Below are 16,639 nucleotides of genomic sequence, written 5' to 3'. Positions count from 1 at the left end.
GGGCGGCGTAGTAGCCGCACCTTGGCGACGTGCAGGCCTGAGCTGGTCAGGACCCTGCAGATCGGCACGGGCCCCGAACTGCTCCTTGTGAGAGTCGATGAACTGGTAGGTCAGCGAGTGGGGCGGCCTGGCTCCGCCGCGAAAAGAGCCGAGGCGCTCTTCAGAATGGCGTTGGCTCTGCGAAGCTCTCGGTTCTCGGCCTCGAGCTGGCGGATCCGCTCCGCGTCGCTCGTGGTGGTCCCGGCTCGCGCTCCCGAGTCGACCTGGGCTTGGCGGACCCAGCCGCGCAGCGTCTCGCCGTTGATGTCGAGCTCCTCACCGATACGTCGAGGCAGCCCTTGGCCCGCTCGGGGTCCTTCAGCGCGTCCAGGCACAGGCGAATCGCTCGCTCCTTGAGCTCCTCGGGATACGTCCTGGGTGCTGGCATGGTCATCATCCTTCCGTGGATTCAGACCCTCCACCACACCCGGGACGATCCAGACCTTCGTCAGGGCCGCACCCAGGAGGCGGCCGAGCGCGCGGCGCACGTGTACCTGCCGCCCGACGCCACTGCTTTGATCGACGCCGAGCTGGCGGTGCTGGCGGGCCAGCCCGACCACTGCATCCGCATGGCCGCCGCCTTGATCTCCTCGGGCACCGCCAACCCCCGATGGGTCATGGTCGCGCAGGCGCTTCGCGCCGGCCTGATGACGATGTCCGCGGACACCAAGCGCGACGGGCTCCACGAGCTCACCGCCCGCCAAGACGCCCTGGCGGCCCAGCCGGGACTGCTGGCCCTGCTGCCGGACCCGCCGCGCTCCCACGTCCTGGCTGAGCTGCCCGCCGAGATCTCAGCCCACCAGGGCCTCAGGGTCGGGAACGCGGACGCCCCGGCCGCCCAGCCACTGACTCCGCGCCAGCGAGAGGTGCTGGAGTGCCTGAGCCGGGGCCTGACCATGGCGCAGGTCGCCGAGGAGCTCGTCCTGGGGGTGGAGACGGTCCGTTCGACCGCCAAGGCCGTCTATAAGCGTCTGGGTGTGCACGACCGCGAGGCCGCCATCCAGATCGCCAGGATGTCGGGCCAGCTGCCCTGAGGCACGGTGCCCCGGGGCGGATCACGCGGTGCGCGACCCCGTGAGTAGCGCCACCAGGACGGCCTGGGGCCGGGAGGTCTCCAGGCGCCAGTAGACGGTGTCGACACCCGCGCCGCGCTCGTCGGGCACGATCTTGTCGACCCGCCCCCATCGGGACAGGGCGCCCATGGAGGCCTTGTTCGTCGACCAGGTCTTGGCCAGCAGCGGCACGCGGCGACGCAGCGCCTGGACGACGCCCCGGCGCCCCATGCGCGTGCTCAGCCCCCTGCCGCGGTGGCTGGGGGCGACCACCGCGGTGGAGACGTAGACGTGCTCGGTACCCCTCCAGATCCAGGGCCAGTAGTAGGCGCAGTAGCCCACCAGGCGCCCGTCCTGGATCAGGACCACCAGGTGGGCCAGCTCGAGCAGGGAGTCGACGTAGTCCTCCACACCGCCCGCGTCGCGCGGGCCCAGGCCGCGCAGGTCCTGACCGAGCTGGTGGCGCCAGGACAGGGGCGGGACGAAGTCCTCGTCGCACCGCCTGGTCAGGGACAGCAGCTGACGGGCCAGGGACTGGGGAAGGTGCCCGGGACGGTAGACGCGGACCGAGACGGGTCGGCGCATGACGGCCTCCTAGGGGCGGTCGTGGTCGGCGGGGCGCCGCCCACGAAGTGAGTGCCACTCGCAAGTGTTAGTGTCTAACATATGCGAGTCAGTACGCTACACCGTCCGTGGTGGGGCCTGGGTGCCCTGTGCCTGGGGATGGTCATGCTGTTCATGAACACGACGATGATCAACGTCGCGCTGCCGGACCTGGCGGCGTCGTTGGGGGCGGGCACGAGCGAGCTGGAGTGGATCGTGTCGTCCTACAACCTGGCGTTCCTGGCGGTGCTGCTGCCCGGTGGGGCGGTGGGTGACCGTCTGGGTCACCGCAGCACGCTGGTGACCGGGGCTCTCGTGTTCGGTGCCGGGGCGCTGGTGGGGGCGACGTCGGGGTCGGTGGGCTGGTTGATGACGGCCCGGGTCCTGATGGGCGTGGGGGCCAGCGTGTTCACGCCGATGTCGCTGGCGCTGATCCCGAGGATGTTCCCCGCCGCGCAGCGGGGCCTGGCGACGGGGGTGTGGACGGCTGCCGGGGCGCTGGGTGCGCCGTTGGGGCCGCTGGTGGGCGGGATGATGATCGACGCTCACGGGTGGCGCTCGATGTTCACCCTGGACGCGGTGGCGGCGGCCGTGGTGCTGGTGTGCTGCCTGGTGCTGGTGCCGGCCGGGGCCCGGTCGGACCATGACGGCCGGGCCCTGCCGTGGGCGCAGGTGCTCACCTCGGCGCTGGGGTTCTCGCTGATCACGTGGGGGCTGATCAACGCCGAGCACTCCTGGACCAGGATGTCCACGTGGGTGCCGATCGTGGCCGGGGTGGGGGTGCTGGCCGTCTACGCGGGGCTGGACCTGCACCGCCTGGACACGCTGACGGACCTGTGGCTGCTGGGCGTGGGGCGCTTCCGGGCCCGCGCGGTGGAGCTGATGCTGGTCAACTTCGTGCTGTTCGGGATCCTGTTCGTGGCCCCCAGCTACCTGCAGACGGTGCTGGGCAACTCGGCGGTGCGCGGGGGGATGCTCCTGATGCCGTTGGCGGCCTCGGCGGTCGTGGGCTCGATGGCCGCCTCGAGGGTGCTTCACCGTCCGGGGGCTCACGCTTGGGTGATGTCGGTGGCGCTGGGCCTGGTCGCGGCCGGGTTGGCGCTGGCGGCCCGCACGGCCGCCGGCGGTGGCGCCGGCGCGCTGGTGTGGGGGCTGGTGGTGGCCGGCGTGGGGCTAGGTCTGGCGCAGTCCTTCGGGATCGCCACGGCGATGGACGCGGTGCCCGCTGAGGCTGAGGGGGCGGGTGCGGCGCTGCTGAACACGGTGCGCCAGTTCGGCTCCGTGCTGGGCGTCGCGGCCCTGGGCAGCGTGTCGGGGACCGTGTACACGAACGGGGTCTCCTCGTTGCCGGCGGGCCTGCCCGACAAGGTGGTCCAGGCGGTCTCCGACACGATCTCCTCCGCGCACCTGGCCCTGGCCGAGGCCTCCGGGGCGTGGGTGAGCACGGTCCTGGCCCAGGCCGACCGCTCCTACGTGCACGCCATGGACTGCGTGCTGGTGATCTGTGCCGCCACCAGCGGCGTCGTGGCCGTCATCGCGGCCCTGGCGGCGGTCCGGCGCAGCGTGCGCCGGTCCTAGAATCGGTGTCGTGACATCGCCTGCGCCCGGACTGCGTGAACGCAAGAAGCTTGCCACCCGCCGGGCGATCCGTCGGGCGGCGTTGGCGCTGTTTGAGGCGCACGGCTACGCGGCCACCACCGTCGAGCAGATCGCCCAGGCCGCCGAGGTGGCCCCGATAACCGTCTACCGGTACTTCGGGACCAAGGAGGCCACCGTGGTGTCGGTGTCGCTGACCCCGGCGCTGCGCGAGGGGCTGGGGCTGATGGCTGACGCCCTGGCCAGCCACGGCGCTCCGACGGGCGAGGCCGTCTCCGGTCTGGTCTCCCTGCTCGTAGCCGAGGAAGACGACTGGCTCGACGGCCTGGCCGCCCGCATCAACCTGGTGGCCTCCACCCCGGAGCTCGAGCAGGCCATGTGGGCCAAGTCCTCGACGTGGACCACCACGCTCGCCGAGGAGCTGCCCACCGATGCGCTCAGCGCCCGCGTCCAGGCCAGGGCTCTGGTGGGCGCCTGCCTGGAGGGCCTGCTGGAGTGGCGCGACCGGCCCGGCTTCCCCGACGCCGAGTCACTCACCGGCGTCATCCAGGAGGCTTTGGGAGCGATCCGGGTCCCGGCAACGAGCCCGGCCACGGCCTGAGAGCATCGCGCCGGGCGAAGGATCGTCCGCGGAGGCGTCTCCTCGAGCCGCCTGCTCACGCTTCCGGCGCGGTGTGGCTGCCCGGCCGTCGCAGCCCCGCCTCACACCTCACCCACCAGCCACAGGCTCTGGCGACTGCTCATGGGGAGGGTTTGCTGGGGGTTGTCGTATCGTCGAGGGTCTGTGCCGAGTCGTGGATGATGCGGGTGGCGTCGGCGAGGAAGGTGATGACCTGGTCGGCTTGTCCGTCCGGTAGGCCGTCGATCAGGTCGAGCAGGTCGCGGTTGGCGGCGCTGAAGACGCCGGCGAGCTTGTCGACGCTGGTGGGGTGGATGGTCACGGAGCGCAGGTCGGTCTGGCTGGCGCGGCGCTCGACCCACCCCTCGCGCGCGAGCCGGCGCAGGACGTTGGTCATCGTGGTGGGGCTCATCCGGGTCCGGCGGGCCAGCACGGTGGGGGTCGTGGGGCCCTCGCGGTTGAGCAGGTCGAGGACGGCCAGGTCGGACTCGTTGAGGCCGAGTCGCGCGGCGACGGCGCGGTTGCTGGCGGCGAGCTCGCTGTTCATGGCGCGCAGCGCCTGGATGAGCCGTTGCTCATGCAGCTCCATGGGAGGGGCCCTCCTGGTTGTCATGGTTGTCGTCGGTCAGGTTGATGACCAGCTTCCCGGTGACGCGGCCGTCCAGGAGCCGGCTGCACGCCTGTCGGATGGCGTGGGCGTCGAAGGGGATGGGGGTGGTCGGTGGGGTCACCAGTGTGCCTGCCGCCGCGAGGTCGGCGACCTGTTCCAGGTCGCCGGGCAGGGCGTGGCGTGAGCCGGTGAAGCGGACGTGCCTGAGCACCACGAGGGGTGAGGGCACGAGGGTCGCGATGCTGCGTCCGGACAGTCCGAGGTCGAGGCCGAGACGCGCGTAGCCGCCGTGGCAGTCCAGGAGCTTCGTGACCGGTCGCTCGGCGGCGGCGCGTGCGATCTGCGCCGCGATGTCGCTCTCGTAGCTGACGGGTTCGGCGCCCAGGGCGCGCAGGCGGTCGGCGCTGGCCGGGCCCGCGATGCCGATGACACGGGCTCCCCGTCGTGCGGCGAGCTGGACGGCGAGGGACCCGACCCCGCCGGAGGCGCCGCTGATCACCACGGTGTCGCCCTGCTCGATGTCGAGGGCGCGCAGGGCTCCGCACGCGGTCTGCGCGGCGACCCCCAGGCAGGCCGCGACGGCGACCGGCAGGGCCTCGGGTCTGGGGATGACGTCGCTGGCGGGGGCTGCGAGCAGCTCGGTGACCGCCCCGCGCGCGCTGGCCTGGGTGGGGGCGCTGCGCAGCGTTCCGCAGACCTCCTGCCCCACGCTCAGGCCCGTGACGCCGTCGCCGAGGGAGGTGATGGTGCCGGCGAAGTCGCGCCCCAGCGTGCGGGGGAAGGAGTGGCGCAGCCAGCGGCGCGGGTCACGCACGCGGCCCAGCGCCTCGGCGGGCCGCACGGGGAACGCTCCGGCGACGGTCTTGACATCGATCGGGTTCAGCCCGGCCGAGTGAACGGCGATGAGCACCTCCCCTGGCGCCGGTTCCGGTGCGGGGACGTCGACGATCCGCAGTACCTCCGGGTCGCCGAAGTGGTCGTACTGGACGGCTCTGGTCATCATGGGCTCTTTCTCGATGGGGCTGCTCGTGGCCGTCAGTGCTGGGCTCGGAAGCGGGTGGGCAGCTTGGGGCGGATGCCTTCTCGCCAGATGGTGGCCGGCAGGCTGACCGTCTTGTTGGTGGTGGCGACCGCGACGCACTTGCCCACGTGCGCCTGAGCGTCGGGGGCGGCGGGGGTGAGCTCGTCGAGGATGGCGGCGGCCAGGTCGCGCCGGGCGGTCTGCTTGCCGGCGATGTGGTCCACCTGCACCGCGTACTGGGTCGGGGCCTCCATGTTCGCCAGGCCCAGGGGTCGCATGATGGTCCACTCGAGGTTGCTGGCCCGGACGATCTGCTCCATGCGGCGCATGTCCTCGTACAGCGTGGCGCCCAAGCGGTCCAGGATCCGTCGGGCGACGTTGCGCTCGATCCATGACCAGCCGGGGTCGACCCACGGGTTTGCCGCCGACGAGGAGGTCACCACCAGGCGCCGCACACCGTGGCGGCTCATCGCGGCGATGATGGCGCGGGCGCTCGTGGAGTACAGCGTGATGGGCTCGCGGCTGTACCTGGTGCCCAGCACCGAGACCACGGCGTCCGCACCGGCCACCGCGGCCTCGACCTGTGACGGGTCGGTGGCGTCGGCCCGCGCCACCGCCAGGCGGTCGTGACTGAGCGGGTACGCGCCTGCACGGCGCGTCACGGCCACCACCTCCAGGCCCCACGCCAGGGCCTGACGCACCAGCAGCTCACCGGTCGGGCCAGCGGCCCCGAAGACGACCACACGCATATCTCTCTCCTGTCCACCCAAGTACTATTAGATCACGATAGTCCTATATTCGTACTATTTCAGCAAGGGCCACGTCGTGCGCGACGAGGTGCCCAGCTCACGCCAGTGGGTCTGCGTCGTGGAGCTCCGTCAGCGCGCGGCGGCCTTCTTCGCGGTGGTGAGCGCGATGGCTGCGAAGGCGGCGGTGCCGGCGTGGACCGCGGCCATGACGAGAGGGGTCGAGGCCGCGAGGGGCCAGGAGACGTGCGCCGTCGGGTCGACACCCTGGCGGCGCAGGACGCGGGAGGCCCAGAGCCAGTACGGGATGACGACCGTCGGGCTCGTGCGCGCGCCGGTGGTCCAGCGCCGGCCGACGGCAGCCTGGACGAGATGGCCGAAGCCGTGCAGGCCGAAGCCCAGCAGCGTGCTCTGGAACAGGACGGACTGTCCGCGGCTGCGCACACCGTCGGCGCTGGCCGCGGCGATGAGCGCGCCCATGGCGGCGATGCTCGCGTTGACGTGGCGCTGGGTGAGGCCGTGGGCGCGCAGGCCGTCCGGAACCGGGATCCATCGCGGCGCACGAGCCAGGAGCGCGGCGGAGTCCTCGCGCATGGTGAGGAGCTCCTCGACGTCGTTGACGGCCCACGCAGCGAGGAGCCCGACGCAGGCGAGGGTGACGTCGTCGGGCGCGCGGCCCACGGTCACGGCGCGCACGGTCCGGCCCCCTGCGTCTCGCGAGCGTCGATGAGCGCCACGGCGGCGTCGACGGCGCTCTGGACCGCTGCGGCGTCGGGCTGCTCGTCCTCGAGGAGCGCCTGGTAGTAGAGGGCTCCGGCGAGCACGCGGGCGACCATCTCGGCCTCGACGGCGGCCCCGTGGGCTCCCAGCACCTCCGCAAGGATCCGCCGGCGCCCGCTCCAGAAGGCGTCTAGGTGGGCGCGCACGTCCGGGTCCGGCCATGCGAGGAGCGCGCGGACGAGGGCGCGGCCGTCGCCGTCGAGCCAGGAGGCGAGCTGGTCGGTGAGTGCGCGCAGGTCACCCTCGAGCGTGCCCGTCTCCGGATGGTCGAGCCCCTCGCCGACCTGGGCGGCGAGGTCCGCGACGACGCCGGCGAGCGTTCCCCAGCGCCGGTAGATCGACGTCCTGTGGACGCCCGAGGCGCGGGCGAGCCGCTCCATCGTCATGCCCGCGGCGCCCTCCGAGGCGAGGATGCGGCGCGCGGCGGCGAGGACGGCGTCGCGGGTGCGCGAGGTCCGCCCGCCAGGGCGCACCGTGCCCACTGGTGCGGGCGACTGATCGGGGCTGTCCATGCGAGGATCCTAACGCAACACACGGACGCGTTAGCGTGCCCGCATGACACGCAACTCCCATCTCCTCCACGCCACCCACCTCGTCCACGCGGGCAGCGTCGACCGCACCGGGGGCGCACTTCGCGTGGCGCCGCAACGGCATGCCGCTGCACTCGACGATCGAGGTCTGCGAGCCCGGAAGGCAACTGACGTGGACCGGGACGGCGTCCTGGATCGTGGCCGTGCACCGCAACGCCATCGAGCCGACGGGCTAGGCGCTCACTGGACAAGGTCCCCACCCGGCGCTAGTCGGCCTGGTGCGGCTGCAACCAAGCCGCAAGGCTGTAAAGGGCGCGGAATTCGTGTCAGTACCCGACGGTATGACTGAGCCATGGCCACCCTGAATTCCTCTGAATCCAACCGCCCGTATACACAACCAAGCGTGGAACGCGAGTCCAAACTGCGTCGCCGGCCGGACAAACGAAGAGACCACAACCGGCACGCTGTCGTACGCGGCAAGCTCGAGGCTCTCCTCATCAACCCGCCAGACGGCGGGCGGAGCCGCCGGGTCTACGCCTATGACGACGTGGACTGGGACCTGGTGCACCTGAACAGGAAGCTCACCCTGGCGTGCCCCACCTGCGGGGCACGCCTTGTGGCACACCAGGTCACACCAACCACGCGAGTGTTCAAGCTCTACCCAAAGAGCATTTGCAAGGACGACGTCGTCGAGATCTCAACCGACCCAGCCTCTGTCCGTCCCCATGGCCTCGGTGGCGGCCCTGAGGGCCCTGAGCACAAGTGGGTGAAGAGGCGCCTCGCACGCATCGTTGAGAGCCTCGACCTCGAGGCCATCGTGGAACACACGCCCACACACGGTGACGTGTACCTGCCCGAGAGCGGGATCGTGCTCGAATACCAGCGATGGAACACCGCCCTTAGGGAGAGGACCCGCTCGCGCACGCTGGCGGGCGCCGCAAAGACCATCTGGCTCTTTCCGGAGGATGGGCCGATGCCGGCGCCCGACCAGGTATCCGATCGACGCCGGGCATTTGACCGCGAGGTCCGCCAGCGTGGAGCCATGTATCTCGCAGCGCTCGACAGCAAGACGTACGAGCCGGTTGCCCCCTGGGTTCACAACGCCCCAGATACTTTCCCACTGCTGTTCGTGAGCGGATCAACCGTCCGGTACAACGCAAAGCGCAAGGCGCTCATGGAGTGCCGTATGTCCGCCAAGACCGTCCTTCGCCAGATCGCAAGCGGCGAACGAATCCTCAAGCCTGTACCCGTCTGCACCTTGGACGGCCCGAGGATGGAGACCCGACCTGTCTGGGTTCTGCGATCCGACCTCACCAAGTGGCACGAGGAGCAAAGGCGCCGCCGTGCCGCACTCGCCGAGATCAATGCCCGTAAGGCTACGCCGGCGGCCGGGAACACTGACTCGCTCACGCCCGTGCCTGTGCCCGTACCCGTGGCTCCTACCTCGTCACCGGAGGCGCCGGTGGAGGTGGAGCAGCCGCAGTCGACCGAGTCCGCTTGCCCTGAGCCCCTGGAGCAAGTCAACCCCTGGCTCACACCCACAGCAAGTGACGAGAAGGTCAACCCCTGGCTCGCTACCGTCCCTGCGACACCGTCCGAGACTCCGAAACCCGTCGCACCCATCCCAGAACCTGACTCGCCGGAGTCAGCTGCACCGAGTGAACTAGGAGAACCTGCCCGCCGAAATGTCTGGGATCGCGTCGTTGCCTGGTTCCGCAGACTTTGACCAGCAGGACCAACCAGCGCCCCCCAAGCCCTACCAGCGCTCTGAGGGGATCGTTGACTCCCACCTACACAGGCAGTGTCATGGTCCCGCAGGCATCTCCGAGGGGAACCGCGACCGAGCACCATCTGCACACGCCGTGCACACAAACCAAGGGATTGCTGGCTCTTCGTAATCAAGGGTGTAGGTGGGGTCTGAAGCCGCCGGCTTCGAGCAGACTCCGTGAGATGTAGTTCGTGAGGTTCCGGAAGCCCAGGGCGGAGCCGCGGAGGTGTTCGAGGCGCCCGTTGAATCTCCTATGTCTGTCAAGTCGTCTTGAGCTGGGCCCGGGCTGCGGTGTTGAGGTGTCGGTAGATCTCACGGGCGAGGTATCGCTTGAGGCAGCGACGAATCTCGCGGAGGCTGCGTCCTTCGGCGGTGCGGCGCTCGACGTAGGCGCGGGTGCGGGGGTCCATGCGCATGCGGGTGACGATGGCCATGTGGAGGGCGCGGTTCAGGCGTCGGTCACCGCCGCGGTTGATGCGGTGCCGGACGGTGTTGCCCGAGGACGCGGGGATCGGGCTGACACCGGCGAGGCTGGCGAACGCGGCCTCGGATCTGATGCGACCCAGATGCGACCAGGCGGTCAACGCGACGGCGGCGGTGACCGGCCCGATTCCGGGCTGGTCAAGGAGCGTGCCTGCAGGGCTCTGGCGGACGAGATCGGTGATCCGCTTGGTGATGTCCTTGAGTTCAGTGTCGAGTGCGGCGACGCGCTTGGCGAGACGGGTGGCTTCGCCTCGGGCTGTAGCGGTGGCGAGGTTTTCGTCGCGTGTTCTCCATGCCGCGATCGTGACGATCTGCGTCGCGGTGAGCGGGCGGCGGGCGTCGATTCCGAGGTCGACCACTCGCAGCAGCGCGGTGAGCGCGTTGATCGTCGCGGTGCGCTCGGTGCTCATGTGATCACGAGATGCCAGCAGCACCTTGACGGCGGCGCGGATACCGTCGTCAGCGCGCGGTTCGCGCAGCTGCGTGTCCTGGAGCGGGAGCGCTGCGGCGGCGATGCGGCGGGCGTCCAACGGGTCGGACTTGCCGATGCCGCGGTTCGCGCGGGCGTTCATGCGCGGGGCCTCGACGACCGCGTATCCAGCATCCGATGCGGCGCGCGCCAGGCGTGCCCCGTAGGTTCCGGTGCCCTCGATCACCCAGAGCACGCCGGCGTCGCCGCCGGTGCGTCGTCCGCCCCAGGACACGGCTCGTGACAGACCCGCTGCGGTGGCGGGGAACTGGGCCTCATCGACGATCTCACCGGTGGGGCAGGCCAGGATCGAGATGGCGTGGTTGCGGGCGTGGGTATCCACGCCGATGACGAACGGGCGGGCATGCGCGACGATAGCCATGGCGATCGACGCTCCTCTCTTCAAACCGACAGGGTCACGGTCGCTGAGCGGCCGGCACCGGTCCGGGAAGAGGTCACGTCGGGGCGAATCTGTGATGGGCCACGACCCCGCAGGGGTCGGGCAGTCTCCTGATGAGGCCACCGAGGTGGGCCGGACGGCGCCGGCCGCGCCGACCCGGGCGGACAATTCAACGGAAAGACACCGCAAGCGGGCCAATTGCTTCGAGAGTCACACCCCGGTCGACACGGCCGACATCCATCATGACCAGCCAGTCCCAGACCGGCCGATTCCAGACTCACAGATCGCCTCCGTGGGACCGTTGCTGGTGCCGGGCCGGTCGAAGAACGCGAGCACGTCGATGGCCCGTTGCTTCAGTGTCCGGCCGAGCTTGCGCAGTTCGACAAGTCCGGCCGGGATACCGCTTGTGAGGGAGTCGATGAGTTGCTGCATGACGAACTTCCCGAGTCCCCGGTCAGCTTCCCGGTAGGCGGTGACCATCCGCTGATAGATGCCCCAGGTCGCCTCGACCTCGACATGCTGCTCGTCGGCGAACAGCTCCTCGAGGCGGGTCTGCTGCTTCTCGGTGAGCAGCCCGGCTCCGGTGTGCAGGGTGCGGCGGGCCTTGTAGAGCGGATCCTCCTTCCTTCCGCGGCGCCCGAATGCGTCACGCTGGACGCGGCGGCGGCACTCGTCGAGCGCGTCGCCAGCCAATCTCACGACGTGGAACGGGTCCATCACCGCGACCGCGTCGGGGAGTTCCTGGGCGGCAGCGGTCTTGAACCCGGTGAACCCGTCCATCGCGACAACCTCGACACCATCGCGCCAGGCCTGGGCACGGGCGGCGAGCCAGGTCTTGAACACGCTCTTGGAACGCCCCTGGACCATGTCCAGCAACCGTGACGGTCCGGTCTTGTCCCGCACCGGGGTGAGGTCGATGATCACGGTCACGTACTTGTCGCCGCGGCGGGTGTGGCGCCAGACGTGCTCGTCGACGCCGATCACCGCGACGCCGCACGGACCGGGCTGGGTCATCGATCAGTGCCCGCTTGCCCTGGGCGAGGACCGCGGTGTTCGCCGTGTGCCAGGACACCCCCAAGCCCGCGGCTACACGCGAGACCGTGAGATGGTCGACCACGATGCCCTCCAGCGCCCACCGCATCCCGCGACGAGACAGCTTCGCTCGCGCGGGCGCCGCCGCGGTGAGGTCTTCGCGCCAGGAACGCCCGCAGCCGGAACACTTGTATCGGCGGATCCGGACCAGCAGCGTCGTCGGGCGGTGTCCGAACGGCTCGTGCGCGAGCAACCGCGTATCAGTCCCGCGACAAAGCCCCTGGCTGCCACAACCCCGACACCACGGATCCGGCTCCGCAACCCGGCACTCGATCACCGCCCGGTCCGACTGGGGACACTGCCCCACCGCGACCAGACCAAGCTCGTCCAGTCGGCAGAACACGGTCAGATCAGGGGTCGCAAAGGTAGCGTGGAGCACGTCGAGGTCTTCCGGCAGATGGTCAGTGTGAGAACTTCCATCATCGGGAGACCTCGACCCTCACCCCCGCAACGACGCGCTCAACCACCCACCCCCTCAACTGCGAAGAGCCGGATTGCTGCCAACTTGAACGAGAAACGAGCCGCGACCAGGAGGGAGAACATGCAGGTCAGAGCCGTGGACATCTGACAGACCGGGCGAGAACCTACACGAGCCCTCGTCGTGGAGGCCGCGCGCCTCAGCCGTCGACGCTGTAGCCCTTGAGGGTGATGTCGACGCCCGCCGCCCCGCACTGGAGGGCGACGTCGGAGGCCGCGCGCCCCAGCCCGCGTCCGCCTGAGGAGGCCGCCTCGTCGAGCGCGCCCAGGGCCTCGCGCAGGGAGACCGGCTCCACGCCGTCGGCGTCCGCCGCCGCGGCCCTGAGGGAGCTCGTCGCGTCGTCGAGACGCTGCCGGAGCATCGCGTCCGGTAGGCCGCTCGCGGGCCAGCGGCTCATCGCCGCGGCGTAGTCGTTCCACGCGTGCTCGACGTCGCCGCAGGCCCTCGCCGCGGGCGATCGCCAGGGCCGGGCCGCGACGGCCCACACGACGCCGGCGAGGACGAGGACGACGACGAGCGCGGACAGGCGGCGGAGGGATCGGCGTCGACGACTCACGGCGCCGATTATCACCGCCGTGACCACGCGCCGTGCCGGCACGGAGCACGTCCGCGCGCTGGAGCCGACCGCGGTCGTCGTCGGTCAGGCGATCTCGATGAGGCCGCGGCGCGCCGCCTCGGTGACCGCCGCGGTCCGCGACTCGACGCCGAGCTTGGTGTTGATCCGCAGGAGGTGGGTCTTCACCGTGGCCTCGCTGATGTACAGCTCGCGGCCGATCGCGGCGTTCGACAGCCCGCGGGCCACGGCGCGCAGCACCTCTGTCTCGCGCGGCGACAGGGCCACGGGCCCCTCCCCCGTTGCGGCCGCCGCGCCGCGCCCGCGCCGCGCGGCTGCGACGAGCCGGTTCGTCACCGCGGGGCTCAGGGAGGAGCGGCCGAGGGCGGCGGCGCGCACCGCGGCCAGGATGTCCTCCCGGGCGGCGTCCTTGAGGAGGTACCCGATGGCTCCGGCCTCGACGGCTCGCAGGATGTCGCCGTCCGTGTCGTAGGTCGTCAGCACGACGACGCGGGGAGCCTCGGGCTCCGCGAGGATCCGGCGGGTGGCCTCGACCCCGTCGGTCCCGGGCATCCGCAGGTCCATGAGGACGACGTCCGGACGGGCCTCGACGGCGGCGACGACCGCCTGGGCGCCGTCCGAGGCCTCCGCGACGACCTCCAGGTCCGGCTCGCCCGTGAGCATGCCGACGATCCCCGAGCGGACGACGGGGTGGTCGTCGACGACGAGCAGACGGATCGGGGAGGCGGTGCCGGGTCCTGCGCCGGTCGGGATGGGGCTCGTGCTCACAGGGGGATCCTCGCCTCGACGAGCGTGCCCGTCGACCCGTCGGCGTCGGGGCCGTGCGCAGGGTCGACCGTGACGGTGCCTCCGAGCGCCTCGACGCGGGCCCGCATCCCGGTCAGCCCGGTCCCCTCAGCGGTGCCCCGGGTCCCCTGGCCGTCGTCCTCGACGGTGATGACGAGCTCCGCGAAGGCGCCGGGGCCCGATGTCGTGACGGCCACGGCGACGTCGTCCGCGCCCGCGTGCCGGGTGACGTTGCTCAACGCCTCCTGAACGACGCGCAGGACGACGACCTGGGTCTCGCGGGGCAGCCCTGTCGGCAGCCCTTCGACGTCGAGCGAGGCGGTCCGCCCGCGGCGGCGCTGCTCGTCGACGAGCCGGGCGAGGGCTGCGGCGAGGTCGCCTGCGAGCAGGTCGGCCGGCCCCTGCCCCGCGACGAGGGCGCGCGCCTCGGCGAGGTTGTCCCGGGCGACCTCCTCGAGCTGGACGAGACGCCGCGCGACGGCGTCGGCGTCGCCGCGCGCGAGCTCGCCGCCCGCGGCCTGCGCGAGCGTGATGACGGAGACGAAGCCCTGGGCGAGGGTGTCGTGGACGTCGCGCGCCCACTGCTCCCGCTCAGCCGTGCGCGCCGCCTCGCGCTCGGCGGCGACGAGCTCGTCCTGGGCGGCGCGCAGGGCCTCGCGGGCCTCGCGCTCCCTGGCCAGGGCCTCGCTACGCTGGCCCGAGACCTCGTAGACCCGCCAGAACCACAGGCCCATGAAGAGGGAGAAGGCGGCGGAGAGGACCCCGTTGACGGCCGCGTCGCCCCAGGTCTCACCGCGGGCGGCGTGGAGCACCAGGGAGATGCCGGCGGAGAAGACGAGCGTGGCCGTCGCTCCGCCCCAGCGGGTCCTCGTGACGAGCCAGAGGACCGGGTAGACGGCGAAGAAGAGGACCGACGCGGACGGGCTCCTCGTCAGCAGGAGCAGGGTGAGGCCCGCGAAGGCCCAGGCGCCCACGAGGGAGGCCACCCGGCGGCCGCCGCTCTCCGGAACGTGGACGCGCCCCAGCCGCCCGGGCCGGTCCTCCTGCAGCGCCCTGTCCCGCTCGGCGGCGCGCGGGTCCTCAGTCAGCACGGCCCCATTCTCCTGCACGGCTCCTCCCCTCAGCGGTCGACCCGGTCACGTCGTCCGGCGACGACGGCAGCGCCGACGCCGAGCACCAACCAGACCAGGACGATCACCAGGCCCTTCCCCGTCTCCCAGGACCCGGTGGGCTCGGCGACCTGGAACCCCGAGGGGAGGAGGGATTCCCGCATGAGCTCGGCGGACCAGCGCACCGGCAGCACCGAGGCGGCCGTCACCATCCAGCCGGGCAGCTGAGCCAGGGGGAAGAAGATCCCGGAGACGAACTGGAGGACGAGCACGATCGGCGTGACGACTCCGCTCGCGGCGCGTGCGGTCGGGCGCAGGCGCCCGAGCGCGAGGCCGAGGGCGGTGCAGGTCGCGATCATGAGGAGCGTCGTCAGGACGAGCAGGCCCCAGGCTCGGGGCCCGTCGGGCAGGTCGGTCCCGAGCCACGCCCTGCCGACGGCGAGGAGGAGCGCGGCGTTGGACAGGGCCAGGAACGTGTTCGACGCGCACTTCGCCAGGACGTGCGCCCCGGCCGGCACGGGCTGCACGGCGAGGCGCTTGAGGGCGCCGGACTCCCGCTCGCCGGCGACGTCGACGGCGAGGTTCTGCAGGCACGTGGTGAGGACGCCGGTCGTGATCATGGCCGGAAGGAGGTACTGGGCGTAGGTGATGCCCGCACCGACCTCACCGGGGAAGACGGCGTGGAAGATCGCGAGCATGAACAGCGGGTAGAGGTACTGCATGACGAAGCCGACGGGCTCGCGGACGAACTGCAGCAGGCTCGTGCGGGTCAGGGAGGCGACGGCCGCGAGGGCGCCGCCGGGACGCGGAGCCCGCCGCGTGCGGAAGCGGGCGACGACGGTGGGCGCGGAGGGGACGGTGCTGGTCATGGGGTTCTCCTCGAGGGGGCGGCGAGACGTGGCGGGGGCGGACGCGGGCGGCGCGCGCGTCAGGACGCCGTGGTGCCGGCGGCGTCGACGGACCGCGACTCGTGCGCGGCGACGAGTGCCAGGTAGTGGTCCTCGAGGCTCGGTGGGCGGACCTCCAGCCCGGGCACCTCGCCGTCCGCCCCTGCGAGCCTCGACGTGAGCGCGGCGACGAACGTCGTCGGACGGTGCGTCCGCTCGGCCCGGGGAGCACCGTTCTCGACCCAGGAGACGAGGCACTCGGATCCGGCCGAGCGCCCGAGATCGGCGACGGTGCCGTGCTCGGCGACGCGTCCACCGAGGATGACGGCGACCTCGTCGGCGAGGTGGGCGGCCTCATCGAGGTAGTGCGTCGTGAGGAGGATCGTGGTGCCCTCGTCGCGCAGCCCGGCGACGAGGTCCCAGAACTCGTGACGGGCCTCGGGGTCGAAGCCGGTGGTGGGCTCATCGAGGAAGAGGAGCTCCGGGCGTCCGATGAGGGCGAGAGCCACGTCGAGGCGCCGGCGTCGACCGCCGGACAGACGGCCGGCGCGGGTGCGGGCGTCGTCGGCGAGGCCGACGCGGGCGATGGTGGACGCGACCTCGGCGGGCTCCGCGTAGAAGCGTGCGGAGGACGCGACCGCCTCGGTGACGGTGAGGTGGACGAGGTCCTGGGAGGACTGGGAGACGACGCCGAGGCGGGCGCGCCAGGCGCGACCGGCGCGGCGCGGGTCCTCGCCGAGGACGCGGACCCGACCCCCGTCGGGCCGGCGCAGCCCCTGGAGGATCTCGACGGTCGTCGTCTTGCCGGCTCCGTTGGGGCCGAGGAGAGCCAGGACGGTGCCGGTGGAGACGGTGAGGTCGAGGCCGCCGAGCACCCGCTTCGGGCCGTAGGACTTGGTGAGCCCGCTGACCTCGATGGCCGGTCGGACGGTCGTGTCGTTCATGGTTCCAGCCTCGGCGTCGGGACCGCGCGCCGGTAGCGACCGGACGGCTCACA

The 16,639-nt window shown here is 71.5% G+C and carries 17 protein-coding genes and 1 pseudogene; 4 read left to right on the top strand and 14 right to left on the bottom strand.

Going from position 1 to position 16,639, the window contains the following annotated elements:
- Positions 1-110 precede the first annotated feature (110 nt).
- Positions 111-374 (bottom strand): transposase, encoded by a 264-nt coding sequence (locus AXF14_RS14455; RefSeq protein WP_169798256.1) that lies wholly within the window; start codon positions 372-374, stop codon positions 111-113.
- A gap of 18 nt (positions 375-392) precedes the next feature.
- On the opposite strand from AXF14_RS14455, the gene AXF14_RS13655 reads away from it, so the two are divergent.
- Complete coding sequence (locus AXF14_RS13655) at positions 393-1,073, top strand: helix-turn-helix transcriptional regulator (RefSeq protein ID WP_169798255.1); 681 nt, start codon at positions 393-395, stop codon at positions 1,071-1,073.
- Positions 1,074-1,094: 21 nt separating this feature from the next.
- On the opposite strand, the gene AXF14_RS06650 is transcribed toward AXF14_RS13655, so the two are convergent.
- The gene (locus tag AXF14_RS06650; protein ID WP_067941873.1) at positions 1,095-1,676 is read right to left on the bottom strand and encodes a GNAT family N-acetyltransferase; all 582 of its coding nucleotides are present in this window, start codon (positions 1,674-1,676) and stop codon (positions 1,095-1,097) included.
- A gap of 81 nt (positions 1,677-1,757) precedes the next feature.
- On the opposite strand from AXF14_RS06650, the gene AXF14_RS06645 reads away from it, so the two are divergent.
- Together AXF14_RS06645 and AXF14_RS06640 are read left to right on the top strand one after the other, a co-directional pair.
- Positions 1,758-3,272, top strand: coding sequence for an MFS transporter (locus AXF14_RS06645; protein ID WP_067941871.1), 1,515 nt, complete (start codon positions 1,758-1,760; stop codon positions 3,270-3,272).
- A gap of 10 nt (positions 3,273-3,282) precedes the next feature.
- A complete protein-coding gene (locus AXF14_RS06640; RefSeq protein WP_211260065.1) occupies positions 3,283-3,891 on the top strand; it encodes a TetR/AcrR family transcriptional regulator in 609 nt (202 codons plus the stop codon).
- A 139-nt stretch (positions 3,892-4,030) separates the two neighbouring features.
- Here AXF14_RS06640 and AXF14_RS06635 read toward each other — a convergent pair whose 3' ends face one another.
- The 5 genes from AXF14_RS06635 to AXF14_RS06615 all read right to left on the bottom strand — a co-directional run bounded on the left by AXF14_RS06635 (position 4,031) and on the right by AXF14_RS06615 (position 7,578).
- Positions 4,031-4,498 carry a MarR family winged helix-turn-helix transcriptional regulator gene (locus AXF14_RS06635; RefSeq protein ID WP_067941867.1) on the bottom strand — a complete coding sequence of 156 codons (468 nt, stop codon included), beginning with the start codon at positions 4,496-4,498 and terminating at the stop codon, positions 4,031-4,033.
- On the bottom strand, positions 4,485-5,522 hold the full coding sequence (locus AXF14_RS06630; RefSeq protein WP_335338911.1) for an NADP-dependent oxidoreductase: 1,038 nt from the start codon (positions 5,520-5,522) through the stop codon (positions 4,485-4,487). The genes AXF14_RS06635 and AXF14_RS06630 overlap by 14 nt, the downstream gene beginning before the upstream one ends.
- Positions 5,523-5,554: 32 nt before the next feature.
- A complete protein-coding gene (locus tag AXF14_RS06625) occupies positions 5,555-6,289 on the bottom strand; it encodes an NAD(P)H-binding protein (RefSeq protein ID WP_067941865.1) in 735 nt (244 codons plus the stop codon).
- A 129-nt stretch (positions 6,290-6,418) separates the two neighbouring features.
- Positions 6,419-6,982: an HXXEE domain-containing protein gene (locus AXF14_RS06620; RefSeq protein WP_067941864.1), complete on the bottom strand. Its 564-nt coding sequence runs from the start codon at positions 6,980-6,982 to the stop codon at positions 6,419-6,421.
- On the bottom strand, positions 6,970-7,578 hold the full coding sequence (locus AXF14_RS06615; RefSeq protein WP_067941862.1) for a TetR/AcrR family transcriptional regulator: 609 nt from the start codon (positions 7,576-7,578) through the stop codon (positions 6,970-6,972). The genes AXF14_RS06620 and AXF14_RS06615 overlap by 13 nt, the downstream gene beginning before the upstream one ends.
- A 421-nt stretch (positions 7,579-7,999) precedes the next feature.
- Here AXF14_RS06615 and AXF14_RS13650 point away from each other — a divergent pair, with 421 nt between their 5' ends.
- Positions 8,000-9,322 (top strand): competence protein CoiA family protein, encoded by a 1,323-nt coding sequence (locus tag AXF14_RS13650; protein ID WP_150118438.1) that lies wholly within the window; start codon positions 8,000-8,002, stop codon positions 9,320-9,322.
- Between the two features lie 302 nt (positions 9,323-9,624).
- Here the strand turns inward: AXF14_RS13650 and AXF14_RS06610 are convergent, their stop codons facing one another.
- The 7 genes and pseudogenes from AXF14_RS06610 to AXF14_RS06580 form a co-directional block, all read right to left on the bottom strand.
- Complete coding sequence (locus AXF14_RS06610; RefSeq protein ID WP_067938828.1) at positions 9,625-10,698, bottom strand: IS110 family RNA-guided transposase; 1,074 nt, start codon at positions 10,696-10,698, stop codon at positions 9,625-9,627.
- Positions 10,699-10,998: 300 nt separating this feature from the next.
- Positions 10,999-12,187: pseudogene (locus tag AXF14_RS06605) on the bottom strand (ISL3 family transposase); the annotation flags it as partial.
- A 238-nt stretch (positions 12,188-12,425) separates the two neighbouring features.
- Complete coding sequence (locus AXF14_RS06600) at positions 12,426-12,842, bottom strand: hypothetical protein (RefSeq protein WP_067941860.1); 417 nt, start codon at positions 12,840-12,842, stop codon at positions 12,426-12,428.
- A gap of 84 nt (positions 12,843-12,926) precedes the next feature.
- The gene (locus AXF14_RS06595; protein WP_067941858.1) at positions 12,927-13,628 is read right to left on the bottom strand and encodes a response regulator; all 702 of its coding nucleotides are present in this window, start codon (positions 13,626-13,628) and stop codon (positions 12,927-12,929) included.
- Positions 13,625-14,737 carry a sensor histidine kinase gene (locus AXF14_RS06590; protein ID WP_067941856.1) on the bottom strand — a complete coding sequence of 371 codons (1,113 nt, stop codon included), beginning with the start codon at positions 14,735-14,737 and terminating at the stop codon, positions 13,625-13,627. Before AXF14_RS06590 ends, AXF14_RS06595 begins: the two co-directional genes overlap by 4 nt.
- Before the next feature lie 29 nt (positions 14,738-14,766).
- Entirely contained in the window at positions 14,767-15,624 is an 858-nt protein-coding gene (locus tag AXF14_RS06585; protein ID WP_067941854.1) for an ABC transporter permease, read from the bottom strand.
- A 59-nt stretch (positions 15,625-15,683) separates the two neighbouring features.
- Positions 15,684-16,586, bottom strand: a complete 903-nt coding sequence (locus tag AXF14_RS06580; protein WP_067941852.1) for an ABC transporter ATP-binding protein — start codon at positions 16,584-16,586, stop codon at positions 15,684-15,686.
- Positions 16,587-16,639 lie beyond the last annotated feature (53 nt).

Source organism: Actinomyces radicidentis, from assembly GCF_001553565.1.
Lineage (GTDB): Bacteria > Actinomycetota > Actinomycetes > Actinomycetales > Actinomycetaceae > Actinomyces > Actinomyces radicidentis.
Note: the sequence above shows the minus strand (reverse complement) of the source record. Positions and strands in the feature narration are given on the sequence as shown.

Coding starts and splice junctions, on each gene's coding strand:
- AXF14_RS06650 (WP_067941873.1), bottom strand. CDS start 1,676: ATGCGCCGACCCGTCTCGGTCCGCGTCTACCGTCCCGGGCACCTTCCC.
- AXF14_RS06645 (WP_067941871.1), top strand. CDS start 1,758: ATGCGAGTCAGTACGCTACACCGTCCGTGGTGGGGCCTGGGTGCCCTG.
- AXF14_RS06635 (WP_067941867.1), bottom strand. CDS start 4,498: ATGGAGCTGCATGAGCAACGGCTCATCCAGGCGCTGCGCGCCATGAAC.
- AXF14_RS06630 (WP_335338911.1), bottom strand. CDS start 5,522: ATGATGACCAGAGCCGTCCAGTACGACCACTTCGGCGACCCGGAGGTA.
- AXF14_RS06625 (WP_067941865.1), bottom strand. CDS start 6,289: ATGCGTGTGGTCGTCTTCGGGGCCGCTGGCCCGACCGGTGAGCTGCTG.
- AXF14_RS06615 (WP_067941862.1), bottom strand. CDS start 7,578: ATGGACAGCCCCGATCAGTCGCCCGCACCAGTGGGCACGGTGCGCCCT.
- AXF14_RS06610 (WP_067938828.1), bottom strand. CDS start 10,698: ATGGCTATCGTCGCGCATGCCCGCCCGTTCGTCATCGGCGTGGATACC.
- AXF14_RS06585 (WP_067941854.1), bottom strand. CDS start 15,624: ATGACCAGCACCGTCCCCTCCGCGCCCACCGTCGTCGCCCGCTTCCGC.
- AXF14_RS06580 (WP_067941852.1), bottom strand. CDS start 16,586: ATGAACGACACGACCGTCCGACCGGCCATCGAGGTCAGCGGGCTCACC.